Raw genomic sequence first — 25,180 nt, 5'->3', positions numbered from 1 at the left:
AGGTTCCGGGTGAACCTGACCAAAGCGGCAGGGCTGTGAAGCTCAAGAAACTTGACGCGTTGGTGAAGCGCTAAGGTGAAATTCCAGCGCTTCAGTTTCAGCTTACTGCTTCAATTGAAATCGGGAACTAAACGCGACAACCACAAATCGTCTTCCGATCTTTCCTCGGCCTCTTCCACCCCGGTCAGAGGGTCATCAAAACTATCATGTAGAGCAGATGCTTGAGGCTTCATATGTGCAAAATACGCGCGTTTTGCACATTACCCAAGGGTTTTCTCGGGGTGCGTCTGCACTCCTTATATAGCACGCGCGCGCGACTGCCTGCGAGATCTCTCTGATCGCGCGCAGCCTCAGGAAATCAAGGGCATTTCGCTGACCTCGGCCATAGAGAGCGCCCTTGCATCCGTTTACAAACGGTCGTTTATTGGCAATATATTAAATTGCAAACGGCCCAGTTTCATGCCCCTGATTGGCTATGCGCGCGTCTCCACCGAGGATCAGACCCCCCTGCCCCAGTCTGAGGCACTGCAGTCTGCGGGATGCGCCGAGATCTTTGAAGAGCACGCCTCGGGCGGCAATCGCGCGCGGCCCGTGCTTGCACGTGTGCTGGAGCGGATTGGCAAGGGCGACACGCTGGTCGTCGTGCGGATCGACCGGCTTGCGCGGTCTTTGTCGCACCTACTTGAGGTGATCGAAAGACTGGAGGGCAAGGGGGCGTTCTTCCGCTCGCTCCAGGACCCGATCGACACTGCCTCGCCCCAGGGCAAGTTCACGTTGCAGGTTCTGGGCGCTGCGGCTGAGTTCGAACGCGATCTGATCCGCGAGCGCACCAAAGCCGGACTTGCCTCGGCACGCTCAAAGGGCCGCGTCGGCGGCAACCCAGGTCTTCGCGCCAAGGACCCTGAAGCGCTGCGCAAGGTGCGGCTGGCGCGACAGGACGGCTACATGGAGCGCTTGAACGAAACTGCGCAGGATTGGGTGCCCCATGTGCGCCGTTTGCGCCCCGATATGGCTTGGGAAGACGTCCTCCGGATCATCAATGGCCCCCTGCCCCATGATCGGCGCTGGACGCAAAGCCGCCTGCTCCGCGCCGTGAAGGCATACGTGGCGGACGGATTCCTGCCCGCTGAAGTGCTTGGACGCGCTGGACGTCGCGAAACCGACGATCGCCTGCCTGCGATTGTCGCCGCAATCAAAGGTGCTGACCCCGAGATCACCTTGCAGGCAATCTGCGACCGACTGGAATCCATGCGTGAGCGCACCCCTCGCGGTCGCACCAGCTGGCAGCCTTCCTCGGTCAGAATGCTGCTGGAGCGTGCTGAAAAGCTGGGGCTCCTCTGAGGATCACACTTGTGTTGGCCTAACCGATTGCCACTAAATCTAGAAAGTGCTTGCACGAATCTGGTTGGTCGGGCAATAGTCTCGAAAAATAACGCGCGGTCACATAAAAAACGCGCCCACGGATCGGGGCAGACATGAGCGAAGCAGAGCAGGATCTAGACATCGCCATCGGGCACTACGCGGAACTTCTCGCGTCGAACCTGCATGCTCAGCGCGCCGCACACTTCCCTCCGGATGCAAAGAAGGTGATGCGCACTTTGACCAGCGGCGAAGCTGCCGAGCTCCTTGGCGTCGACCATACCTATCTTCGGAAGCTTCATCGAGAAGGAAAGATCGTTGACGTCGAGACGACGGCTGGAAGTCATCGTCGCTATACTCTCGACGATATCTGGGAAATCCGGCAGACGCTTGAAGGAAACGCAAAAAAGTCTGGAACTTACGTGCCTGGGCGTCGCGACGGTGACGAGCTTCAAGTTATTTCAGTGGTGAACTTCAAGGGCGGGTCCGGCAAAACGACGACGTCTGCTCACCTCGCTCAGCGCTTGGCGCTCAAGGGGTACAGGGTTCTTGCGATCGATCTCGACCCCCAAGCATCTCTTTCGGCTCTTCACGGAATCCAGCCAGAACTCGACCTTATGGAGGGCGGAACCCTCTATGATGCCGTTCGCTATGACGATCCGGTTCCGATCGCCGAAGTGATCCGCAAGACCTACATCCGCGGCCTTGATCTTATCCCGGGCAACCTTGAACTCATGGAGTTCGAGCACGAGACGCCTGCTGCTATCCAGCGAGGCGGAGCGAAAGCGTTCTTCGCGAGAGTTCATGACGCACTCGATAGTGTTGAAGCGAACTACGACGTTGTTGTGATCGACTGCCCGCCGCAGCTTGGTTTCTTGACGATGTCAGCACTTTCCGCGTCCTCGGGTGTCCTCGTGACGGTTCACCCGCAGATGCTTGACCTCATGTCGATGTCCCAATTCCTGCGAATGACCGCGGATCTCCTGGGAGTGATCAGGGATGCAGGCGCAAATCTGCGCTTCGATTGGCTGCGCTTTTTGCCAACGCGATACAAAGTCGGCGACGCGCCACAAACCGAAGTCATCGCTTTCATTCGCGGACTGTTCGGGAGGTCGGTCCTGACCAATCACATGGTTGAATCGACCGCAATTTCTGATGCCGGCTTGACCAAGCAAACGCTCTACGAAGCTGACAAGAAGGACTTCACGCGTCAGACGTTTGATCGTGCGATCGAATCCATGAACGCAGTGAACGATGAGATCGCTGAAATCATCCAGAACACATGGGGGCGGCATGGCAAGAAAGCCTAAACTTGGCCTGCCGCTGCAGACCCTTCGCAACGCTCCTGACGCTCTTGAAGGGCGCCGACTGCGTGGCGGTGTATTTGAGATCGATCCGGCGCAGATTATTACCGAAGGACGATTGGATGACAGGCTTCAGATTGAAGTTGAGGGCCTGAAGAATTCAATCTCCAAGAACGGTCAGCGTGTGCCTGTCTTGGTCCGCCCACTGGAAGGCGATCGCTACAACCTGATCTATGGCCGCAGACGCCTGGAAGCATGTCGCGAACTCGGTATCAAAGTTCGAGCCATCGTCACGGAAGTTGATGGTGATCAAGCGCTTCGAGATCAGCTTCTCGAGAACCAAGAGCGTCGTGATCTGAGCTTTATTGAACGGGCGCTTGTTGCGACGGCGCTTCTGGACGGCGACCATTTGGAAGGGGCGGAGCGCACCAATCGAGGTGTCGCTGAAGTCCTTAACCTCCACGAAGCTGGGGTTTCACAACTCTTGAGTGTCGTTCGGACGGTCGGCGAGGATCTCATCCAGGCAATTGGTGCAGCTCCTGGGATTGGTCGCCCGAGATGGGAAGAGCTCAAAAAGGCTTTGGGTGCCTACGACGGTGATCGGGACCAACTGCTAGCCATAGCTCATGCAGCGAAGTCCGAAAGTTCCGGCTCGGTCGATAAGGTTTCTGAGCGTGCGTTTCTCGCAGTTCTGGCAGCTGCGAAGAGCCCAGAGAAGAAAGCAAACCCGTCTAGAAAGGGCGTGCCTGCTTTGGCGATCCCCGGTGTCGGAGCTGCGACGGTTAAGACCGGCCGCCAAGGCAAGCAGCTTAAACTCGATCTGACTACGGATGAACCTGATTTTATCAGCTGGTTGGAGGGCAATGCCCCAAAGCTGATTACCGAGCTTCATGAGCGCTGGAAGCGTTCAGGAGACTGAGGAAGAGCAACCAACAAGAAGGAGGCACGATACAGGCAAAAAGAAAAAGGCCCCGAGAAGCTAGCTTCACGAGACCTTTGTAAGGTTTCGCACCGGGATCAGCCCGCTACAAAATCTCAGTTTTCGCACCTCTGAATGTAGCGTTCTGGCCCCTACCCCGCAAGCGCAAAGCGATTCGCGGGCCGCAGAAATTTTGCCTTCGTGAACGTTTTCATGGAGTACACACCGATTTCGCCGTTTATGCGGCCGATCTCGCACGCCCATCTGCGCGTGATCGAGCGACCCGAGGCATCTGTTCCGGGCAGACCCGTCAACAAGTGGGAACTCCTGCGCGAGCTCTCCAAGGCGCAAGCGGCCTTTGGCGTGTCAGAACGTGATCTAACTGTTTTGCAGGGGCTCCTCAGCTTCTTTCCAGACGATGCACTTGGCGGGAACGCCGAGATGGTAGTCTTCCCCTCGAACAAGGCGATCTGTGAGCGCCTGAATGGTATGCCCTGCTCCACTATGCGTCGTCACCTCGCGCGTCTTGTCGAGGCTGGTTTGCTCCAGCGGCGTGATAGCCCCAATGGAAAGCGCTATGTCCGCAAGCACGGCGAAGAGCGCGTCGCCTTTGGCTTCGATCTTTCCCCGCTCTACTGCCAGTCCGAGGAGATAGCACGGGCCGCAGAGGCCGTACGTGAGGCTGAGGAGCGCGTCAGGCGTCTGAGAGAGGTTGTAAGCCTCATGCGGCGTGATCTCGCGGCCCTCGCGGAGTTCGGAGACGAGATGCAGCCAGGCCTAGGCATCTGGGACCAGCTTCGTGACAAGGCTATCCTCACAGCGCGCGCGCTTCGCCGCAAGCTTTCAATTGAGGACCTCGCGGCCTATCGAGCCGATCTTGAAGCTCTCCTCGATCAGGCACGCAACATCATTGATGGCTCTGAAACAGAAGAAATGAACACCAATGATGCTCGATCTGAGCGTCACCATCATAATTCAAATAAAGAATCTATAGATCTTGAACCTGCTTTAGAAAAAAGCGGGGCGGCGGCCGGCGTGCCAGATGTGGACAGGGATGAGCCCGTGGCTGACGTCGATGAACAGGACACAAGACACCTACCAAAGATCCCGCTGCACCTGGTGATCGCGGCATGTCCCTCGCTCAAGACCTTCTACCAAGGCGAAATCCGGCATTGGCACCAGCTTTTCGATGCAGCATGCCATGTGCGACCAGCCATGGGGATCAGTGCATCTGCATGGGAAGAAGCGCAGCGGTTCATGGGTCCGGAGCAAGCGTCGATTGTCGTTTCTGCCATGCTGGAACGCTTTGAGGACATCAGATCGCCTGGTGGATACTTGCGAGCTCTGACTGCCAAAGCTGTGGCCGGTGAGTTTTCCTGTGGGCCGATGGTCATGGCATTGATTGGACGACGATCTGCAGCTTAACAGCTGTTAAGGTTGAGAGACTGCGTACCGTTCCGCCACCTCGGGACTGACGACTTAACAGCTGTTAAGGTCCCGTCTCGGGAGCGTCAGAACAGGAGAGGGAAAGGTTTGTTGGTTTGAGGGGTGACGGGAAGTGAGATCGGGAGAGTGGCTTCCGGCGCCCGTCGTGGAGAAGATCTGATGGCGAAATCTGCCCAGAAAGTCACCCTGTCCCCGTCCCGGGACATTCCCTTCGACAAACTCGTGCTGAGCCAGTCCAACGTCCGGCGCATCAAGGCCGGCATCTCCATCGAGGAACTGGCCGAAGACATCGCCCGCCGCGGGTTGCTGCAGAGCCTGAGCGTTCGACCCGTTCTGGCGGATGATGGTTCCGAGACCGGCAAGTTCGAAATCCCCGCTGGCGGTCGGCGCTTCCAGGCCCTGTCTCTCCTGGTGAAGCAGAAACGCTTGGCCAAGACCACGCCCATTCCCTGCATCGTGCGGGATGCCACTTCCGCGATCCTCGCCGAAGACGACTCGCTCGCTGAGAACATGCAGCGCGCAGCCCTGCATCCGCTCGACCAGTTCCGCGCCTTCGTGGCGCTTCGGGAGAAGGGTCAAGGCGATGAAGAGATCGCAGCCGCCTTCTTCGTCACGCCGCAGGTGGTGAAACAGCGCCTGAAACTCGCCGCCGTGGCCCCTGCCCTGCTCGAGCTCTATGCCGAGGATGAAATGACGCTGGAGCAGCTGATGGCCTTCACGGTCAATCCGGACCACGAGCGTCAGATTCAGGTCTGGGAGGCGATCAAATCGTCCTGGAACAAGGAGCCCTATCAGATCCGGCGCATGCTGACGGAAACCTCCGTGCGGGCCTCTGACCGGCGCGCCGTCTTTGTCGGCGTCGAGGCCTACGAGGCGGCGGGCGGCACCATGTTGCACGACCTCTTCCAGGGCGACGACGGCGGATGGCTGGAAGACCCTGCCCTGCTCGATCGCCTGGTCAGCGAGAAGCTTCAGGCTGAAGCCGAAGCCATCGCGACCGAAGGTTGGAAATGGATCGAGGTCTCGCTCGACCTGCCCTATGGCTACAGCCACGGCCTGCGACGGCTCAACGGTAATCCGGCGCCGATGTCGGATGACGAAGGCGCGGCCCATGCCAAGCTGCTCGCCGAATACCGGGCGTTCGAAGAGGAGTACGAGGGCCAGGACGAATTCCCTGAAGAGACCGACGCCCGCCTTGGCGAACTCGAAGTCGCGATGGAGAAGCTCGAGACGCGGCCGCTGATCTTCGACGCGGAGGAGATCGCGCGGGCAGGGGCCTTTGTGACGCTTGATCGCTCTGGCGAGCTTTCCGTCTATCGGGGCTTTGTGCGGCCGGAGGATGAACCTCGGACAGAGGCCGACGTCCACAGCGGTGAACAGGCGGCAGACAGGCAGGGCGCTGAGCTTTCGGCGACGAGCAACGTGGATGGTATCGGCCATGGCACGGTGATCACCTCTGCTGGTCAAGCGCTCGGGGCGGGTCTGTCGGACGAAGAAGACGATGGTGCCTTGAAGCCCTTGCCCGAGCGGCTGGTCATGGAGCTGACGGCGTACCGCACCTTGGCATTGCGCGAAGCTGTCGGGCGTTCTCCCGACATCGCGCTGACGCTGCTGCTCCTGAAGCTCGTCAACGACACTTTCCGGATGTCGAGCGCTTCAGGCGGGTGCTGCGAGGCATCGGTGCGTCACGTCTACATGTCGGCGCAGGCCAGCGATCTGAAGGACAGCGTGGTTGCCAAGCTGGTGGACGATCGCCACGCGGAGTGGGAGGCCGACCTTCCGCTTGGCGACGATGCCGCTCTCTGGGAATACCTGACCTCCCTCGATCAGGTGAGCCGGCTGTCCTTGCTCGCGCATTGCCTTAGCTTCGGGATCAACGCGCTCCACGAGAAGGTGAACCCCTACGGTGCCGGTATCTCCGCCAGTGGTCTGACCCGACGGATGGCGCAGGCCGACTTGCTTGCACAGGCAGTCGATCTCGATATGGTCGAGGCTGGCTGGGAGCCGACGGCCGATACCTACCTGAACCGCGTGCCCAAGGCCCGGATCCTTGAAGCCGTGCGCGAGGCAAAAGGGGAGGGGACGGCGCAGCTCCTCGATCACCTGAAGAAGGCCGAGATGGCGACCGAGGCCGAGCGCCTTCTGAAGGGCAGCGGCTGGTTGCCGGAGGTGCTTCGCCGTCACGATCTGGCGGCACTCGAAGGTGAAGAAGGGCAGGGGGCGTCTGGTGACGTTCCCGACACCGAGTTGTCCGAGGATGTCGATCTGCCCGCCTTCCTCACCGCTGACCTGCCGGGTGATGATGCGTCGATGATGGCCGCGGAGTGATCCGCTCCATCCGAGGGCGGGGAAACCCGCGCTCAATCACATAAAATACAACAATATCAATAAGATGAATGCAAAATGACGCATTCAGGATGAGGAATCATGTCTCCAACCACCATTCTCGAAACCGCGCCCCTGGGCGCGCTCATTCGCTACACCGATAGCACAACGAAACCGCCCGCCCGGTTCACGAAGAAGCTCGCGGCCTGGGGGCGCTCGAACGGCGTCGGCCGTCTCGTCAAGAAGGAGCCGGCGCGACCCTATCCGACTTGGACTGCGCCGGCGTCGTTCACGCTGCACGAGGGGAACTTCTCTTCGGACGGGGTCATCCTCGTCACCATCATGCGAACGCATTCGGCTGACAGTGCGCTGACCTTCGAGGTGGCTGAGGAGCCGAAGCCCGGACAGGTGCGCGTCCTGCTGGATTTCGGCGGTTGCACGGAGCTGCTCCACCTGGCCGAGTCTGTCACGGCTGCCGAACTCTGGATCGCCAAAGAAGGCTATCGCAACGCGCGGCTGGAGATCGTCGGCAGCGAGGACGGCGATAGGGCAGGGGGCGCGGAGCTTGCCGCCTGAGCCCATGTAGAACCCAAGGGGCCCGCCAAAGCGCGGGCCTCTCACCCATCACGACCCTTTCCCGCGAAATCGCGGGGCACCATAGAATCCAATCCAACACGGAATGACGTATTCCTTGAAAAGCCTGCCCGGGAGGCTGGCACCGATGGCATCAGCGGGACACCCGGCTCCAGTCAGCGGTCGCACCATCCCCCGCTCGCCATTCCCTTCCTTGCCCCGAATCCTGTCTTCGAGATCAACCCGCGAGGGGTCGGACTACGGGCGAACCCGTGCCGCCGGGTGGATTCGGACGAGCCGAACGCACCCGGTGATGTCAGCCAGTCTTCGGGCCTGCGGGGTCCTGTCGCGCGGGGGATGGTCCTCCGCCTCCAAGACAGGAGCCAAACAGATGTCCCGCAAAGATGCTCACGCCTTCGCCGCTTCCCTCGCCGCCACGCTCATGGTCTCGATCGTCGTCTTCCAGGCAGGTGATGGAACCTATGGTGCCGTCCCCGCCGATGAAATCGACGGAGACGAGGTCGTGATCGTCTCGGAATACGATCCCTTCGGGTGAGGCTTCGGCCTCACTTCCCGAGGGCCCAGGCGTGGCACAGGTGTGCACCTGGGCCTAGTAATGCCCCCGTGACCGGGGATAGTCAGTCGGCTAACAATCGCTTCCGACAGTCTGCTTCTACCATGTTCGGGAAGCCTTTTCGTCGACCATCCCTATATGCTGGAAACAGCGGTCACCCCCATGGTGAGCGCTGGTTACATGACGTTCATCAGCGCGGGGTCCATTCCGAACAGGCTGCTGGCGCTGTGCGCTGCCTTTCCGAGCGTGACGCTGCATAGCACGGTAACCGACGCGCCAGGCCAGGCCCTGATGATCTTGATCCCGAGGCTGCATTTGGCCCTTTGGGAACCAAAGTGGATGTCGCTGTCACTCGCTGTCGTCTATCGGCAACCTGAGTGATACTTGAAAACCTGTGGTCCGGCCCGGCCGCGGCGATTGAAGGACAAGGCGGCTGCTGATCCGCTCTGCGATTGCGGCGACGATGGCAAGACCCAGGCCGCTGCCGTCGGAGGTGGCAGAGGCCCGCTCGAAACGCGCTGTCAGCCGGTCGAGTGTTTCGCCTGGCACGACAGGGCCGTCATTTGCCACGGTGAACTGGCCAGATGCGGTCAGCGTGACGTCGACCGGGGTAGTCTGTCCCCCATGACGAAGAGCGTTTTCCACGAGGTTCCGGCACAGAATGGCGAAGGCGTCGGGATCAAGATCTGACATGACAGCCATGTCGGGAAGATTTAGCCTGATACGATCTGGCGTGCCCGTGCGGCCAATATCGTCCACCACAATTCTCGCAACGCCCCTCAGATCCGAGCTTTTGTCCATCCTCAATCGCCCGCCTTCTGCCCGCGCGAGTTGCATCATGCGTTCTGTGCGTCGCGTCAGCCTTTTCAGCGTCTCCTCGATGTCGGTCGCACGTTGTGCAGCCGCTCGGTCCTTGGTTTCTGACCTAAGCCTCTGCGCCTGCGCGATCGCTCCCGCGAGTGGTGTGCGTAGCTCGTGAGCGGCATTCGCAGCAAAGCTTCGCTCGGCCTCGAACGCTTCGCGCAATCTGGCCAGCAGGCTGTTCAGGGTGTCAGCCAGCGGGCCGATTTCGGTTGGAAGCCCCTCGTGAGGAACCTGCGAAAGGTCGAGAGCGCCACGTGCTTCCAGCCGCGCACGGAACCGGCGCAGAGGATCAAGGCTGAAGCGAACTGCCAGGATGATCGCGATCAAGGCCACTGGAAGCACGATCAGCAAGGGCAGGCCGAGACCCATCTGGATTTCGCGAGCCACCGACATGCGATGGGCCAGCGGCTCGGCCACTGTGATGCGGATCGTGTCCTGAAGCGCCGCGTCGCTGTAGAGACGGTGCGTCGCGGTCTGGCGAAACCCGGGCCCGTCATAGGAGGGGAACACGGTGGGGTCCGCCGCATGCGATTGCAACAGGACGCGGCCTTCAGCATCGCGCACGAGATAGGTGAAGAACTCGTCGTGCTCACGGATCGGGGCGAGCCGCTGGGTCACACCCTGATCTTCCCGCCCGACGATGTCGGTTGCTGCCAGCGGCAGGATCCGCTCCGCTGTCTCACGGAGCGCGCTGTCGAAGACCTCGTCCATTTCGGCCCGGACGATTACGGCCGTCACCGTCGCTGCGAGAAGCCACAGCACCGTCAGCACCAGCCCCACCGACAGGCCGAGCCGTGCCTCTAGGCTGACGGGCCACTTCATGGCCTGCCCAGGCGGTAGCCCATGCCGCGCTCGGTCTCGATGATTGCGCTCCCCAGTTTCTTCCGCAGGCGGCTGACATGGACCTCGATGGTGTTGCTCTCGACCTCGGCGTCGAAAGCGTAGAGCTTCTCCTCCAACTGCGCCTTGGACAGGAGCTGCCCGGGACGCGCGAGGAAGGCTTCGAAGAGCGCCCATTCCCGCGCCGTCAGCGGCACATGTCTGCCATCCCGATGGACGCTGCGCGCGGCAAGGTCGATGTCGAGCGGTCCGTGGGTCAGGATCGGGTTGGGGTTGCCGCTGTAGCGCCGCGCGACCGATCCGATCCGCGCCGACAGTTCCGACAGGTCGAAAGGCTTCACAAGATAGTCGTCAGCGCCTGCATTAAGCCCGTCGATCCGATCGGACACCTGGTCGAGTGCGGTAAGAATGATGACCGGTGTCACGTCGCCCCGCGTGCGCAAGCCCTTGAGAAACCCTATACCGCGCCCGTCCGGCAGCATCAGGTCAAGCAGGATCAAGTCGTAGGACGTAGCAGCCATCGCATCGCCCGCCGCATCCAACCGCGTAACCCAATCCACTGACTGGCCATCGGCTGCGATCTGGTCGCGCACGGCAGCGCCGAGAGTCGTGTCATCTTCGATCAGCAATATGCGCATGGTCGTACCCGTCCTTGTCCGTTGTCCCTCCATGATCCGTCTGCCTGACACGAAGCTGAAGCCTGCGGGTCGACCCCGTTCAGGCTGCCGTCAGTTTCGCAGCGCATGAAGTGCATCAAGAGGCCAGCCACTAGGAGTGTGCCCCATGAAGAAGACATTGACAATTATCGGCTTTCTCGCGGTCTTCCCGGCCGGCGCGGTGCTGGCTGACGACGACTGCTTCGTCCCGATGGCCGATTGGCAGCCGCGCGACGCGGTTGCCCGTCTTGCCGAGGAAAATGGCTGGGCGGTGCGCCGCATCAAGATCGACGATGGCTGCTACGAAATTGACGGCCGGGATGCCCAAGGGCGTGCGATCGAGGTGACGGTCCACCCGGCCACGTTGGAAGTAATCGAGTTCGAGTTTGAGGACGACGAGCATGATCGTCGCGACCGCGATCACGAGAGACGCGACGATGACTGATACGGCGCATCGTGATGGTAATGTCTCCGCGCCGGGCCTTCCCACACTCCCTCGGCTTTCCCTCAACTCTCCTCTGGCCCTGACGGGCCCGGTGCTGGTGGCGCTGCCATGCCTGCTGGCGGCTCTGCTCGGGATGAACACCTATGCGCCTTATGGTGCGGATGCAGCATTTGGTATTGCCGTCGGGGCCGCGGCAGTTGTCGCGATGGCACAGACCTTGATCCTCGCCGCACGGCCGCCACTGGTGGAACCATTGTTCGGCGGTCTCGATCGAATGTACCGGGTCCACAAATGGCTCGGCATTTCCGCGATGGTCCTGATGATACTGCACCAGCAGGTAGAGCCGGATTTCGAGCGTTTGGTGCGTGAAACCTCCCTTGGGGACCTGGGTGAAGAGGCGGGCGAACTTGCCTTCAACGCACTTCTCGCCCTGGTCGCTGTCAGCTGGTTCCGGAGATTGCCCTTCATCGGGCTCGAGATTCCCTATCAGCTCTGGCGGTTCAGCCATCGTTTCATGGGAGCCCTTATTGCAATCGTGGTGTTTCACCAGTTTTTTGTCGACATGCCTGCTGGGGTAGACCCGACATTCATGTTGGTGCTGAATACCTTCGGCATCGCCGGAGTGGTCGCCTGGATCTTCACCGAGTTGCTCGCTCCGCACCTACGGCGTAGAGACTTCACCGTCAGCCAGATCAGGCAGACCGGTGACACGACCACCTTGACACTAACCCCCAGAGGCCGGGCCATGCGGTGGCGGCCCGGGCAATTCGCTTTCGTTCGAGCGCCGGAAGCTGGACTGTCCGAGCCGCACCCGTTCACGATCGCCAGTTCTCCGCGCCCTGATGGCACCCTGACGTTCTCCATCCGGGCTCTGGGTGGCTGGACACGGAGCCTTCCCGCAACCTTGCGGACCGGAACGCGCGTGCAGGTTGAGGGCCCCTATGGCCGCTTCGATTTCCGCAAGGGCGGTGCGCGCCAGATCTGGCTGGCCGGCGGCATTGGCATCACGCCGTTCCTCGCCTGGGCGGAAAGCCTGACGGAGGCGGAAAGGCGCGACATTCACCTTGTCCACTGTGTTCGGACGCAAGACGAGGCGATCGGGCTCGAGACGCTGCGCGCTGCGGTCGCCCGCAATCCGAGATTCAGTTTCGAGGTGATCGTCACGGCGCGCGATGGTAGGCTCACGGCTGAGCGGCTGATCAGCGCCACCCCTTTCGCAGTCAGGCAAGCCGATCTGTGGTTCTGTGGCCCAACCGGCCTGAAGGACGGGGTCCTCAAGGGCTTGAAAGCACAAGGCCAAACGCCTCGCCGTGTGCGTTTCGAGCAGTTCGAATTCGCTTAACCGCGGGGCAGGGCGCATCGCCATGTCAGCCCTGTGGCCTGCGCTCGCACCTTTTTGGCCCCGCCCTCATCGGCGGGGCCATTTTCCTGACGGCAAGCTGAAGCGGGAATCGCCGACGCGTCAGGAAGGCCTCAGGTCCTGTCTCCAGATTGTCCTCAGCAGATGACAAGGAGACCCTGCCATGAAGAAGACCCTGACCGCCTTCGCCCTGATCGCCCTGTTGCCCGCTGGCGCCGCCCTGGCCGACGACGACGAGTGCCGCGTGCCCCGTGACCAGTGGCAGCCGCGCGAGGCCGCGATGCAGCTGGCTGAGCAAAACGGCTGGACCGTGCGCGACTTCGAGATCGACGATGGCTGCTACGAGATCGAGGGCCGAGATCAGGATGGCCGGGAGATCGAGGTGAAGCTCGATCCGGCGACGTTGCAGATCGTCGAGATGGATTACGAGGATGAGGACGACGACCGTGGCGGCGCCCGCAATCCCGCGCCCGCCGGCACGGTCGCCCCTCCGCAGAACGGCCTCTTCGGGAACGGCACCCCGCCGCAGGTTCAGGTGAACTGAACCGCTCTCAAGCTCCTCTCCGAACAAGGATCAACCCGATGAAATCGCTTCTCGCAACGCTCGCGCTCACCACCGCGCTGACGCTCCCCGGCCTCGCCATGGCGCGGCCGGTGACGCTCACCACGACCCTCAACAATTACGGCGGCGACGGGGCCTATCTCGCGCTCTACGTCACCGACACCTCGGGCGCCTATGTCGGCAGTCTCTGGATGGCTGGCGGCAAGTCCAAGTACTACGAGCACCTCAGCGATTGGTACCGCGCCACCGGCGGCGACACCGCGCAGGTGAACGGAATCACCGGCGCCAGCGTCGGCGCGGGCCGCACGCTCGAGATCACGCTCGACCTCGCCGACGCGCTCTTTGATGCGGGCTACACGCTCCACATCGACGCGGCCGTCGAGGACATGCGCGACAGTCCGAACGAGGTGGCCGTACCGCTCACGACCGACGGCGCGGGCACGCCGGTGCGCGGGCGCCGGTACATCGCCAGCTTCGCCTACGACATGTGAAGGGTGGGGCCATGATCCGTGCACTCCATCGCTGGCCGGGTCTTCTGGCCCTTGCGCTCGTCACCATCCTGGGCCTGAGCGGCGCGGCACTGTCGGTCTTCCCTGCGGCCGAGCGCATCGCCGCGCCGCAGGCGGAAGCCGGACTGACCGTAGCCGCTCTCGCGGACCGCATCCAGGCCGTCTATCCGGGCGTCGAGCAGATCCGCCGGTCGCCCTCCGGTCGGATCACTGCCTACTGGTTCGATCAGGGCGCGCCGGGTGCCGCCGTAATCAACCCGGCGACGGGTGAGGGCGTAGCCTCGGCCGACCCGAACCAGGCCGAACGCTGGCTCACCAACCTGCACCGCTCGCTGTTCCTCGGGGACGGCGGCCGCATCGCCATGGCCGCAGGGGCGGCCGCGATGCTGATCCTCTCGCTCTCCGGCGCGACGCTGGTCGCGCGGCGGGTGGGCGGCTGGCGACGCTGGTTTTCACCCTTGCGCGGACCGCTTGCCGGGCGGCTACACGCCGAGATCGCACGCATCGCCGTTGTCGGCCTCGTCCTGTCCTCCACGACCGCGCTTTGGATGACGGCGTCTACCTTCGATCTCCTGCCGGACGGAGGCGTCCTGCCGGTCGCCCCTGCCGAGGTCAGTGGGGAGACCGGCTTCGCTCCGGGCCGGATGCCCACGCTTCGGCGAACGCCGGTCGCCGAGTTGCGCGAGCTGAGCTTTCCCTATCCCGGCGACGCAACAGACGTATTCACGCTCAAGACCGACCGGGGCACCGGATATCTCGATCAGGGCGACGGGGCGCTGCTGGCCTGGGCCGACCTGACCGGGTGGGAGCGCGTCTCGGAGACCATCTACATGCTGCACACCGGACAGGGTGCGGCGACGCTGGGGCTCGTGCTGGGGCTCATGGCGCTCGGCGTGCCGGCCATGGGCGCGACCGGCGTGCTGGTCTGGCTCGCCGGGCGGCCCGGGCGACCACGCATCCGGGGCAACCAGCCCGCCGGACGCGCCGAGACGATCTTGCTTGTCGGCAGCGAGGGCGGCAGCACCTGGGGCTTTGCCGCGACGCTGCACGCCGCGCTGACGAAAGCCGGGCAGAGCGTCCATGTCGGCCCGATGTCGGGCTTCGGCCCTGAGCGCTACACCAACGCCCGGCGGATCATCCTGCTGGCCGCGACCTATGGCGACGGCGCGGCGCCGGCCTCGGCGAAGGGCTTTCTCGACCGGCTGAACGCGACCGACCGCGCGCCGGACATTCCTCTGGCAGTGCTCGGCTTCGGCGACCGCAGCTTTCCGGCCTATTGCGCCTTCGCCAAGTCCGTCGCGACTGCGGCAGAGGCGAAGGGCTGGCCCGAGCTTCTGCCGCTCGACACAATCGACCGGCAATCGCCGCAGGATTTCGCGCGCTGGGGCGGGGCGCTCGGAGACGCTCTCGGGATCGAACTCGAACTGACGCACCAGCCGGTCCAGCCGCAAACGACCACGCTGACCCTCGTCTCGCGCCGCGACTACGGCGCCGAGGTGCAGGCCCCGACCGCCATCCTCCGCTTCGCGTTTCCCCGCGTCTCGCTCGGGCAACGGCTGCTCGGGGGCGGGTTCGCACGGTTCCAGACGGGTGACCTGATCGGCATTCTGCCCGAAGGCGGGACCGTCCCGCGGCTCTATTCGCTCGCCTCTGGGCGCCGCGACGGCTTCATCGAGATCGTGGTCAAGAAGCATCCCGGCGGGCTCTGCTCGGGTCAGCTCACAGCGCTGGAACCTGGCGACACGGTGAGCGCCTTCCTGCGCCCCAACCCCGGCTTCCGTCCGGGCCGAAGCCGGGCGCCCCTGATCCTGATCGGCGCGGGGACCGGCATCGGGCCGCTAGCGGGCTTTGTGCGCGGCAATACGCGCCGCAGGCCGATCCACCTGTTCTTCGGCATGCGCCATCCCGACAGCGATTTCTTCTACGGCGAGGAGTTCCCCGGATGGCAGGACGAAGGGCGTGTAAGCCGGCTGGTCACGGCCGTCTCGCGCGGGGCGCGTCCCCATTACGTCCAGGACGCGCTGCGCAGCGAGGCCACTCAGGTCGCGGAGCTCATCCGCAATGGGGCGCGCGTGATGGTCTGCGGCGGACGAGACATGGCCGCCGGCGTGGCCGAGGCGCTGGCCGAGATCCTCGCGCCGGCCGGGCTGACACCAGCAGTCCTGAAGGCGGAGGGGCGGTATGTCGAAGATGTCTACTGAGCGGGCGCGCATCGCGCTGAACGGGCCGACGATGGGCACGAGGTGGTCGGCGCTGTTATTCGCGGACCCCGGTTTCGACCCGGGGCCGGTCCGCTCGGCATTGCAGGCGGCCGTGGATGAGGTGGACGGACAGATGTCGACCTGGAAGCCGGACAGCGACCTTATGCGGCTCAACGCGGCACCGATCGGTGAATGGATCGCTGTTCCTGCACGATTGCTCGAGGTGCTACGCCTCGGCCTGGAAATTGGCCGCGCCTCTGGCGGAGCCTTCGACATCGGCATGGGCGACGCGGTGATGGCCTGGGGCTTCGGACCGGAGGCCGCCGCGCCGGATGGCATCCGCACCGCGATGGCCGCCTCGCGCCGCCCGGCGCATGACGTGCTCGAGATCAACGGCGAACACGTGCGCAAGGCCGCACCCATCGCGCTGGACCTGAATGGCATCGCCAAGGGCTACGGCGTGGATCGACTGGCCGAAATCCTCCGCAATCAAGGCATATCCGACGGACTCGTCGGGATCGATGGCGAGATGCGTGCAATGGGCCTCAGGCCGGACGGTGAAGCCTGGACCATCGCGGTCGAGGCGCCGGACGCCGAGCGCCGGACGCCGCATTCGATCCTCGCGCTTCAGGATGCCGCCGTCGCGACCTCGGGCGACTACCGTCACTGGGTCGAGGTGCAGGGGCGCCGCCTGTCGCACACGATGGACCCGAGGCGGGGAGCGCCGCTGATCGCGTCGCCGGCCTCCATCACGGTCGTGGCCCGCAGCTGTGCAGAGGCAGATGCCTGGGCGACGGCCCTCATGGTGCTTGGGCCGGTCAAAGGCGCGACGCTCGCAAAACAAAGCGGCCTCGACGCCCTGTTCCTCTTGCGCGATGATGTTGTCAACGTAAGGGGCGTGGGAGTCGGACGACTATTTTCCGAAGAGCCAGCGGCAATCGCCTCAGCCGAGGGGAGATGAGCCGCATGGAAACGACACGGACCGACCGCTTCAAGACCGCTATCCTGCTCATTGCCGCGACCGGCCTGATTGCGGGACTTGCCTTCTACTTTTCCGGCGAACCCGACGTCGCGAACGCGGTCTGGATCGCGGGCGTCGTTCCCGCGCTCGCCGCGCTCGTGGTCGAGATCCTGCGCAGCCTGCGTTCCGGCGAAGTGGGCCTCGATATTGTCGCCGCGCTCTCCATGTCGGCGGCGCTCGTCTTCGGCGAGACCCTCGCCGCGGCGGTGGTCGCCGTAATGTATTCCGGCGGCACCTTCCTCGAAGCCTTCGCGGAAGGGCGTGCCCGCCGTGAAATGCACGACCTGCTGTCCCGTGTGCCCCGGACCGCGACAAGACACCGGAATGGCGGGCTGGAGGAAGTGCCGCTGAACGAAATTGCGCCCGGCGACCGCCTTCTGATCCGGCAGGGCGACGTGGTGCCGGTGGATGGCACCTTGAGCTCAGAGACGGCCTTCGTCGACACCTCGGCGCTGACGGGGGAATCCCTGCCCGTCCGGCTCCGTTACGGCGCCGAGGCCATGAGCGGATCGACCAATGCGGGCGAAGCCTTCGACCTGATCGCAACTCACGAGGCCAAGGACAGCACCTATGCCGGGATCGTCCGGCTGGTGGAAGAGGCGCAGGCCTCCAAGGCGCCGATGTCGCGGCTGGCCGACCGTTGGTCGCTGGGGTTTCTGGCGGTCACGGTCAGCATTGCCTTCGCTGCCTGGTGGTTCACGGGCGATCCGATCCGGGCCGTCGCCGTGCTCGTCGTCGCAACGCCATGTCCCCTGATCCTGGCCGTGCCGGTCGCGCTGGTCGCAGGCCTGTCGCGCGCGGCGCATTTCGGGGTGCTGATCAAAGGCGCGGGACCGCTCGAGACGATGGCGCGCATCCGCACGCTGATCCTCGACAAGACCGGCACGCTGACGGACGGCCGGCCGCAAATCGTCTCGATCGACAGCCATGACGGCATGGCCGAGGGCGACATCCTGCGCTTCGCTGCCGCGCTCGATCAGGCCTCCAAGCACCCTGTCGCGCAGGCCATCGTTGCGGCCGCGAAGGCGCGGGGCTTCTCGTTGCCCGTGCCATCCGAGGTTGCCGAGTTTCCGGGTGAAGGGGTCGCGGGTCATGTCGAGGGCCACAGCGTGATCGTCGGCGGCGACGGTTTCGTTGTGTCCCGCGTTGGGCGAATGGGAGACGATCACCCCGCCAAAGGCGCAGGATCGGTCCTGGTCGCTGTGGCAGTGGACGGTCACCTGGCGGGGTATCTGGTGATGTCCGACCCGTTGCGCGACGGCGCGGGCGCCATGCTGGAAGGCCTGCGCCGCGAGGGGATCGCGCGGATCCTGCTCGCGACCGGAGACCGCGCCGACGTGGCCGAGCGTGTCACCGAGGGGCTTGGGCTCGACGGTCTGAGGGCCGGGCTGACGCCGGACCAGAAGGTCCTGCTCGTCCTCAGCGAGCGCAAGCACGGGCCCGTCATGATGGTGGGCGACGGCGTGAACGACGCGCCCGCGCTTGCGGCGGCCGATGTGGGTGTCGCGATGGGCGCACGCGGGGCCGCAGCATCGGCGGAGGCGGCGGATGTCGTGCTGCTTGTCGACCGTATCGACCGGCTCGGGCTAGGGATCGAGATCGCGCGCGGCGCGCGCCGCATCGCTGTCGAAAGCGTTGTCGCCGGGATCGGCCTTTCGGTCATGGGCATGATCGCGGCGGCTTTCGGCTATCTCACTCCGGTGCAGGGGGCGCTCCTGCAGGAGGTCATCGACGTTGCAGTGATCCTGAACGCCCTCCGCGCGCTGCGCATCGCGCCCCATGAACCCACTATTCCGAAACCAAAGGCTGTCTCCTCCGGGCAGGATGACATCGCGCAAGGAGCCACGCCATGAGCCGCCTCTCGCATTCCGAAATCCACATGGTGCATCGCATCGGCTGGCTGCGGGCCGCCGTTCTCGGCGCGAACGACGGGCTGGTGTCGACGGCAAGCCTCGTGGTCGGCGTCGCCGCAGCAGGATCGGGAAAGCCGGAGGTCCTGATAGCGGGGCTGGCTGGCCTCGTGGCCGGCGCGATGTCCATGGCGGCAGGCGAATACGTCTCGGTCAGTTCCCAGACTGACGCGGAAAACGCTGACCTTGCGCGCGAGACCCTCGAACTGGCGGAAACACCCGAGGCCGAACTCGAAGAACTTACCCAAATCTATGTCGAGCGAGGGCTGGACCGAGACCTTGCCGAAAAGGTGGCCGTGCAACTGACCGAACGTGACGCGCTCGGATCGCATGCCCGCGACGAGCTTGGCATCTCCGAGACCGTGACAGCCCGCCCGATCCAGGCCGCCTTGGTGTCGGCGCTGACCTTCGCCGTGGGTGCGGTGCTGCCCTTGATCGTCGCACTGGTCGTCCCGGATGCACGGATCGTTTTCTTGGTCGCCGTGTCGACGATCCTCGGCCTCGCGGTTCTTGGTGGATTAGGCGCTTCTGCTGGCGGTGCTGGTGTTATTCGAGGTGCTGCAAGGGTCACGCTCTGGGGTGCACTCGCCATGGCGGCGACCGCTGGAGTCGGTGCGCTGTTCGGGGTCGCCGTAGGCTAGGGAATAGCCGAGTTCCCGGGCGAAAGCTTCCACCTTGGCGCGGGCTTCCACCTTGTGCCGATCCTCGAATGTGGCAATCGCTTTGGCGACGTCATTCTGCATTTTCTTCAGCTCGCTGAGCGACAGTACGTCGAGATCGAAAGCAGCCGTTGGTGCGGTCCGTGTCCTGGATTTCCCGGTATCGATAACCCATCGCGGTAGGGCCCTGGATTTCTCGGCAGGCGCGGGCAGGGGTGAGAGCTGGTGATAGCCACTTAGGCCGCTAGCGGTGTGCTGGGCTTTGGGTCAAACAGTCCCGATTGGCAAGGAGACATGGTCTGGCATGGGCTCCCCGTATCTCTCTGTCTTCTGGGCCGTCCCTTCGACTGACAATCCCCTAATCCCGTTCGGTCTCCTGCGCGCAACCCCGCGTCAGTCCGGGCCGTGTTGGACGCCTTTGGCGTCCTGCCCGCTCCACCCCGGTCCTCTGGGGGTGTCCGGTGTCCATGCTGTCCACCGTGCACGCGTCACCCGACGGGCTTTTTCAGGGTCTTGTCGAAGGGACGGTCCCGAAGACAGGAAAAACAGGAGCTTATCATGCAGAACATCGTCATCCTCGCCGGCAACATCGGTCAGACCCCCGAAGTCCGCACCACCCAGAGCGGCACCAAGATCACCAACTTCAGCCTCGCCACCTCGCGCCCCCGCCTCTCGGAAGGTCGTGTGATGCGCGACGAGAACGGCTACCGTGTCATGGACACCGAATGGCACCGCATCACCTGCTTCAACGGTCTCGGCAAGACGGTCGCTGAGCATTGCGAAAAGGGCATGAAGGTCCTCGTCCACGGTCGCATCCACTACACCAAGTGGATCGACAGCATGGGGAACGACCGCTACGGTTGCGAGATCATCGCCGAGAAGGTCGACTTCCTGAGCCGCCCGAAGTCGGCCGAGAACGAAAACCCCGAGCTGGTCGACCGCGACGACGAGATCCCGTTCTGAGGAACGGGGTCTCCCCTCGAGCCCGGCGGGTTAGACCGCCGGGCTAAAGTCTTTTCGGGCCACTGGAAAAGGCACCCACGCTTGCCTTCCGGTGCTGAGCGCCTTGAATGCGCCTAATTGTTCAACGTGCGCACGAGCTAGATTTCGTCTTTGGTTCTGGTCGCGCCGTGACTGCGATACGCGTCGAGCATCAAACGCGTATATTCGGCCGTGCTCTGGGTCACGGTGCCCAAACCGGGCCATGCGAACAACGGATCCGACCAAGTAACTTCCAACTCAATCTCGATTCCAAGCAGTGCGGCCACTTCGATCGCAGCAGTCGGCTCCTTGTCCTCGGGCCAGTAGTGATCCTCGAAGGAAACAACCACGTCGAGATCGTCATCAACCCAGATTTCGGCCAGACTCGCTCCCATGCGCTCGCTTGCATTGGTCGCATCCTCGAAAAGGGCAGCCCGGATCAAATGGGTCACCTGGTCACTGTCGGGGTCAAGCCTTGGCCGCGGATCTATAATTGACACGATGGGTTCAATCTCTTGCCTTTCGGCGCGGGATTGGACTGGCACCGGTTTTTCATCGTTCGGTCCCAGCCAGAAGGCTTCTGGAAAAATGTTGATTGGTGATGCGCCGCAGCAGGGGCAGTGCCATTGGTTTCCAGCGATCTGTGGACCGGTGATCTCTGCGTTGCAGTGAAGGCAGTACCAGAGGTTTGATTCCTCTATCTCCAAGAACGGGTGGCGGACCTTTCCCTCTGCATCCGGTTTCGTGGCGCGCCGCGGCCAATCTGCAAATCGTCGCGCCTTGACGCTCTGCATCAATTCCCTCGCAATCCCGATGGCTTCTTCACGTAGCACGCGATCGTTCATCGGGCTGGTCTGGGCATGCTTGATGTCGATCTCGACACGAGGGGAGGCCAAAGGGTTTTCTGGCAGCACGATCTGCCAACCCTCACCATCCATGCGGACGTCACCAAGCATTGTTTTCAGTTCGTATGGATGCCCCCGTACTTCTCCTCGAGTGACGGCATCGGGGCTTCCGAAGATATGGTCGAAGGTCGCACCCTCGTAGGAAGTGATCCGTTCCACGAAGGCCTTGATCGTGGCAACTTGTGCTTCGGAGGGAACCCACTCTCCTTTGGCGCTGCCTGTCAACGCATTCCAATGAGCAAAGCCCATTCGACTGGCAACAAAGTCGAGTGCTACGTGCTGTGGTTGACCCGTCGCCCTAGCGTAACGCTTCGCCAGGAGTTTCAAAGTCTTAAGCTTAGTGTTCTCTGTCATGATCCATGTCCAAGCTGGATCTGACTAGGTGCCCGCTGCTAATCAGACCCGCCGATGGCATGAGGTCTGCTGTTCGAAATCAAGATCGCTGCAAAGCTTCGCGTGGCGGGCACACCGGCCTGCGAGAAAGGCCTTGTTTAACCTCTGCCATTTTTGAACGCAGGTCAACACCAGCGAGTTGCGGGCGTGCGGCGCATCCGACTTAGCGCCGTTTGCCCGAGAGAGTTTGAGGTTGGCCGGTTTCCCGGTGACAGGTTGAGGGCTGGGAGAGTGGCTCCCGGCACCTGTCGCGGAGGAATGCCGATGGGCGTTGTGGAAGTTCTGGATGCGGTACAGCCGACGCGGGCTGGTGGCTGGAAAGTGGATGTGAGCCGGGGTGACCGGAATGGGCGGGTGTCGTCCGAATGGTTCAACAGGCCGGATGACGAGCGGTACCTGTCGCTCGACGATCTCTGGGCCAATGTGAAGGGTCGCTCTGAGCGCAGCCGCAGCCGGGTGGTGCAAACCGCCGACATCCGTGTCGAGGCAGCGCGCGACAGTGCAGAGCGGCTCGACTTGGTCCTGCCGAAAGCGCATGAGCCGGTCGCACCCACGCACTGGGCCTTCGGCCAGCTTGCCAGCATCGTCGGTGCCCCGGCATCCTACCTGCGGCAGCTTCCCGCGCCTCTGGCGGGGATCAACCTGCAATACGGTTTGACCAACCACCGCGCCGAGCAGGTGAAGACCTTCGAGACCGAGGATGGCCGCACGGAACTGCGCGCCGTGACCGGTCCCGACTACGGCCGCATCCATGACTTCGAGCTTGTCGAGGCGGTTCAGCGCATCGCGGGCAATGGCACGGGCGATACGCGCTGGAAGGTACCGGGTGTGCTGGATTGGTCGACCGGGGTCTACAACCCCGATGTCGAAATCAGCCGCGATACGACCACGCTTTACGCTTCGGACCGCGATGTCTTCCTGTTCCTGGTCGATGATCGCAACCCGATCGAGGCGGGCAAGCTGGCGGACGGCTCCCCCGATCTCTATTTCCGGGGCTTCTATTGCTGGAATTCCGAGGTGGGCGCGAAGACCCTCGGCATGGCGAGCTTCTATCTGCGGGCGGTGTGCCAGAACCGCAACCTCTGGGGCGTCGAGGATTTCCAGGAGATCAAGATCCGTCACTCGAAATACGCCGCTTCGCGCTTCGCACATGAGGCCGCGCCCGCGTTGACGCGGTTTGCCAATTCCTCGCCGCAGGGGTTCGTGAACGGCATCAAGGCGGCGCGCCAGCAGATCGTGGCGCGCAGCGACGCGGACCGCGCGGATTTCCTGCGCAAGCGCGGTTTCTCGAAGGCCGAATCCGGCAAGATCATCGAGAAGGTGCTGATGGAGGAAGGCCGCCCGCCCGAGAGCATCTTCGATTTCGTGCAGGGGATCACGCGGCTCGCGCGCGACAAGACTCAGCAGGATGCCCGCCTCGACATGGAAGGGCGCGCCAAGAAGCTCCTCGACCGGGTCGGCTGACGCGGACCCCGACACAGCGACCGCCTACATTCGCGGCGGTCGCGCACTTCCCTTCAACAAGCATGCCACTGGCCCCGCCCCGAAAGGGCAGGGGGCCTCGGTGCGTGCCAGTCAGCGAGACGCCCATGACTCCCCAGGAAGAAACCATCGTCCTCGAGGCCCGCGACATCCTCGACCGCAAGAACCGCATCATCTCCGATGAACTCCTCTCGACCGGCACGGTCGACCATGTTCCGGTCTATCCGCGCGAAGTGATCAAGCGGGCGCTGATGTTGAACGCCAGCGCCCTGATCCTGATCCACAACCACCCTTCGGGCGATCCGACACCGTCGGAGGCTGATTTCAGCATGACCAAGGAGGTCTAGAAGGGGTGCAAGTTTTTTGGCCTAACGCTGCACGACCACATCATCGTCGGCGCCGGGACGGAACTGAGCCTGCGGGCCCTGGGCAAGCTCTGACGCACCTTGCGAGCCTGCCGCCGTCACCCTTCCGAGGAAGAGGGCGGTGGTTTGGTCTTTGACGGTTTGAAGCGGGGAGAGAGGCTCTCCGCACCGTCGGAGATATGCCATGTTCGACCTTCCTCTCCAAACTCGGCCGGAAACGCAGAAAACAGGTTTGCCACCGAGCTTCCCGACCGCTTTTGCAGATCAAGATTTGCCGTTCGCACTCACGACGGCTTGCCATGCGCCCGGGGCTCTCATGTCCGGGCAGGCACACCCCAAGGTACTGGCGCGGTTTGCCACGCTGACCGAGGCCATGCAGGGGGCAATCGTTCACGCCGAAGATATCATACCTGAAGACGCTCCGTGCATCCTGGCGATCCTCGATCGGGAGGGCCGTCTCGTTCTAGCCGGAGCTACCTGTGAGGGCGGGGTCGCATGGTGCCACCCGGTCTCGGATGCAGCCGAAGTCCGCGCCGTCGTGTCTGAGGCCAGCCAGGCCCGTGCGCAGGCCATGCGGGCGGCCGAGTGGCATGAACATGGCCTTGCGCGACGGCTGCGGCACCACGCCGACGTTCTCGATGCCCGTCTTGTCGATCCACTCTGGCGTGTCTTCGCGTCTCGCGCCCTGCAGATCGCGGCGTGACGCCCGAGAGTCAGAGAAGGGCTGGGGAGGATGTGAGCCTAGGAGGACGAGAGAGAGCCTCGGGGTTCAGATCCATTCCCTCATTTCGGAGTTTCCAATGTCCAAGATCGAACCCACTCTGGCCGCGCCGATGGCGCCGTCCAGGATTGATTTCGCCGCCGTGCTGGCTCGGCAGTCCGAGCGTGACGCGCGGATCGCAGCTTTGCGACCGGTCAACAAGGAGCGCCTCTTCGATGGCCTGACTGCCGCGGGCATCACACATGTGACTGTGTGTTTCGACGGCTATGGCGACAGCGGTCAGGTTGAGAGTATCGCTGCCTACGCTGGCGAGACCGAGGTTGCTTTCCCCAAGACCGAGATCGCCTATGCCGCATTGACCTGGGACGACCCGGAGGTCGAGACTCGGGCGCTTTCGCTGGAAGATGTCGTCGAGCAACTGGCCTACGACTTGCTGTCTGACACCCATGGAGGTTGGGAAAACAACGACGGGGCCTACGGCGAATTCTGCTTCGACGCTAGCGCTCGCACCATCCACCTCGAGTTCAACGAGCGCTTCACCTCGTCCGAACTCTACACGCACGATTTCTGAGGGGGCGGCGATGGCACATCCCTATCACCACGCCCTGTCCTCCGTGAAGAAATGGGGCGGCACGGTCGACGACTTCATCGCCGTGCATGCCTGGTTAGATGTTATCTGGACAGGCAAGGCTTTTCTCGACCTGTCGGGTAGCGATAGTCCATAGGAGGGGCCCCGCCGTCCGCTCCGCGCGGATCAAAGCGCTGGCGGTGCGGACGGCGGGGAGGTTCCTGTGGTCTATCGCGGA

Annotated in this window: 22 protein-coding genes and 2 pseudogenes; 21 read left to right on the top strand and 3 right to left on the bottom strand. The window is 63.2% G+C overall.

Going from position 1 to position 25,180, the window contains the following annotated elements:
• The first annotated feature begins 459 nt into the window (after nt 1–459).
• The 7 genes from V3C85_RS00465 to V3C85_RS00435 all read left to right on the top strand — a co-directional run bounded on the left by V3C85_RS00465 (nt 460) and on the right by V3C85_RS00435 (nt 8,482).
• Nucleotides 460–1,341, top strand: a complete 882-nt coding sequence (locus V3C85_RS00465; RefSeq protein ID WP_331793055.1) for a recombinase family protein — start codon at nt 460–462, stop codon at nt 1,339–1,341.
• Between the two features lie 134 nt (nt 1,342–1,475).
• Nucleotides 1,476–2,669 (top strand): plasmid partitioning protein RepA, encoded by a 1,194-nt coding sequence (repA, locus tag V3C85_RS00460; RefSeq protein WP_331793054.1) that lies wholly within the window; start codon nt 1,476–1,478, stop codon nt 2,667–2,669.
• Nucleotides 2,653–3,582 carry a plasmid partitioning protein RepB gene (repB, locus tag V3C85_RS00455; protein ID WP_078572041.1) on the top strand — a complete coding sequence of 310 codons (930 nt, stop codon included), beginning with the start codon at nt 2,653–2,655 and terminating at the stop codon, nt 3,580–3,582. The genes repA and repB overlap by 17 nt, the downstream gene beginning before the upstream one ends.
• Nucleotides 3,583–3,795: 213 nt before the next feature.
• On the top strand, nt 3,796–5,007 hold the full coding sequence (repC, locus tag V3C85_RS00450) for a plasmid replication protein RepC (protein WP_071167364.1): 1,212 nt from the start codon (nt 3,796–3,798) through the stop codon (nt 5,005–5,007).
• Nucleotides 5,008–5,187: 180 nt separating this feature from the next.
• A complete protein-coding gene (locus tag V3C85_RS00445; RefSeq protein WP_038068689.1) occupies nt 5,188–7,356 on the top strand; it encodes a ParB/RepB/Spo0J family partition protein in 2,169 nt (722 codons plus the stop codon).
• 99 nt (nt 7,357–7,455) lie between these two features.
• On the top strand, nt 7,456–7,929 hold the full coding sequence (locus V3C85_RS00440; RefSeq protein WP_331793051.1) for a hypothetical protein: 474 nt from the start codon (nt 7,456–7,458) through the stop codon (nt 7,927–7,929).
• Nucleotides 7,930–8,317: 388 nt separating this feature from the next.
• Complete coding sequence (locus tag V3C85_RS00435) at nt 8,318–8,482, top strand: hypothetical protein (protein ID WP_009574204.1); 165 nt, start codon at nt 8,318–8,320, stop codon at nt 8,480–8,482.
• Between the two features lie 366 nt (nt 8,483–8,848).
• Here V3C85_RS00435 and V3C85_RS00430 read toward each other — a convergent pair whose 3' ends face one another.
• A complete protein-coding gene (locus V3C85_RS00430) occupies nt 8,849–10,186 on the bottom strand; it encodes an ATP-binding protein (protein WP_331793044.1) in 1,338 nt (445 codons plus the stop codon).
• Complete coding sequence (locus V3C85_RS00425; RefSeq protein WP_089849816.1) at nt 10,183–10,842, bottom strand: response regulator transcription factor; 660 nt, start codon at nt 10,840–10,842, stop codon at nt 10,183–10,185. Before V3C85_RS00425 ends, V3C85_RS00430 begins: the two co-directional genes overlap by 4 nt.
• 145 nt (nt 10,843–10,987) lie before the next feature.
• Here V3C85_RS00425 and V3C85_RS00420 point away from each other — a divergent pair, with 145 nt between their 5' ends.
• From V3C85_RS00420 to V3C85_RS00375, 9 genes are all read left to right on the top strand, one after another.
• Nucleotides 10,988–11,305 (top strand): PepSY domain-containing protein, encoded by a 318-nt coding sequence (locus tag V3C85_RS00420; protein WP_054540793.1) that lies wholly within the window; start codon nt 10,988–10,990, stop codon nt 11,303–11,305.
• A complete protein-coding gene (locus V3C85_RS00415; protein ID WP_331793041.1) occupies nt 11,262–12,647 on the top strand; it encodes a ferredoxin reductase family protein in 1,386 nt (461 codons plus the stop codon). Before V3C85_RS00420 ends, V3C85_RS00415 begins: the two co-directional genes overlap by 44 nt.
• Nucleotides 12,648–12,828: 181 nt before the next feature.
• On the top strand, nt 12,829–13,209 hold the full coding sequence (locus V3C85_RS00410) for a PepSY domain-containing protein (protein WP_054540791.1): 381 nt from the start codon (nt 12,829–12,831) through the stop codon (nt 13,207–13,209).
• Nucleotides 13,210–13,247: 38 nt separating this feature from the next.
• A complete protein-coding gene (locus V3C85_RS00405) occupies nt 13,248–13,718 on the top strand; it encodes a DUF2271 domain-containing protein (protein WP_054540790.1) in 471 nt (156 codons plus the stop codon).
• Between the two features lie 11 nt (nt 13,719–13,729).
• The gene (locus tag V3C85_RS00400) at nt 13,730–15,937 is read left to right on the top strand and encodes a PepSY domain-containing protein (RefSeq protein ID WP_054540789.1); all 2,208 of its coding nucleotides are present in this window, start codon (nt 13,730–13,732) and stop codon (nt 15,935–15,937) included.
• Nucleotides 15,918–16,898, top strand: a complete 981-nt coding sequence (locus V3C85_RS00395) for an FAD:protein FMN transferase (protein ID WP_007803253.1) — start codon at nt 15,918–15,920, stop codon at nt 16,896–16,898. The genes V3C85_RS00400 and V3C85_RS00395 overlap by 20 nt, the downstream gene beginning before the upstream one ends.
• Nucleotides 16,899–16,903: 5 nt before the next feature.
• Complete coding sequence (locus V3C85_RS00390; RefSeq protein ID WP_054540837.1) at nt 16,904–18,811, top strand: heavy metal translocating P-type ATPase; 1,908 nt, start codon at nt 16,904–16,906, stop codon at nt 18,809–18,811.
• Nucleotides 18,808–19,509: a VIT1/CCC1 transporter family protein gene (locus V3C85_RS00385; protein ID WP_054540788.1), complete on the top strand. Its 702-nt coding sequence runs from the start codon at nt 18,808–18,810 to the stop codon at nt 19,507–19,509. The genes V3C85_RS00390 and V3C85_RS00385 overlap by 4 nt, the downstream gene beginning before the upstream one ends.
• Nucleotides 19,510–20,085: 576 nt before the next feature.
• Complete coding sequence (locus V3C85_RS00375; protein ID WP_008335991.1) at nt 20,086–20,490, top strand: single-stranded DNA-binding protein; 405 nt, start codon at nt 20,086–20,088, stop codon at nt 20,488–20,490.
• 137 nt (nt 20,491–20,627) lie between these two features.
• Here the strand turns inward: V3C85_RS00375 and V3C85_RS00370 are convergent, their stop codons facing one another.
• Nucleotides 20,628–21,767, bottom strand: a complete 1,140-nt coding sequence (locus V3C85_RS00370; protein WP_331793011.1) for a hypothetical protein — start codon at nt 21,765–21,767, stop codon at nt 20,628–20,630.
• 303 nt (nt 21,768–22,070) lie between these two features.
• On the opposite strand from V3C85_RS00370, the gene V3C85_RS00365 reads away from it, so the two are divergent.
• The 5 genes and pseudogenes from V3C85_RS00365 to V3C85_RS19430 all read left to right on the top strand — a co-directional run.
• Nucleotides 22,071–23,270 (top strand): DUF932 domain-containing protein, encoded by a 1,200-nt coding sequence (locus V3C85_RS00365; protein WP_089849796.1) that lies wholly within the window; start codon nt 22,071–22,073, stop codon nt 23,268–23,270.
• A gap of 170 nt (nt 23,271–23,440) precedes the next feature.
• Nucleotides 23,441–23,728, top strand: a pseudogene (locus V3C85_RS00360) (JAB domain-containing protein); the annotation flags it as partial.
• Nucleotides 23,729–23,837: 109 nt separating this feature from the next.
• Complete coding sequence (locus tag V3C85_RS00355) at nt 23,838–24,356, top strand: DNA repair protein RadC (protein ID WP_331793007.1); 519 nt, start codon at nt 23,838–23,840, stop codon at nt 24,354–24,356.
• Nucleotides 24,357–24,453: 97 nt separating this feature from the next.
• On the top strand, nt 24,454–24,945 hold the full coding sequence (locus V3C85_RS00350; protein ID WP_076367271.1) for a DUF6878 family protein: 492 nt from the start codon (nt 24,454–24,456) through the stop codon (nt 24,943–24,945).
• A 10-nt stretch (nt 24,946–24,955) separates the two neighbouring features.
• Nucleotides 24,956–25,045, top strand: a pseudogene (locus tag V3C85_RS19430) (DUF6915 family protein); the annotation flags it as partial.
• Nucleotides 25,046–25,180: the final 135 nt, after the last annotated feature.

Source organism: Pseudotabrizicola sp. L79, from assembly GCF_036553525.1.
In the GTDB taxonomy this organism is placed as follows: Bacteria; Pseudomonadota; Alphaproteobacteria; order Rhodobacterales; family Rhodobacteraceae; genus Pseudotabrizicola.
This window is presented reverse-complemented; position numbering and strand designations above follow the sequence as displayed.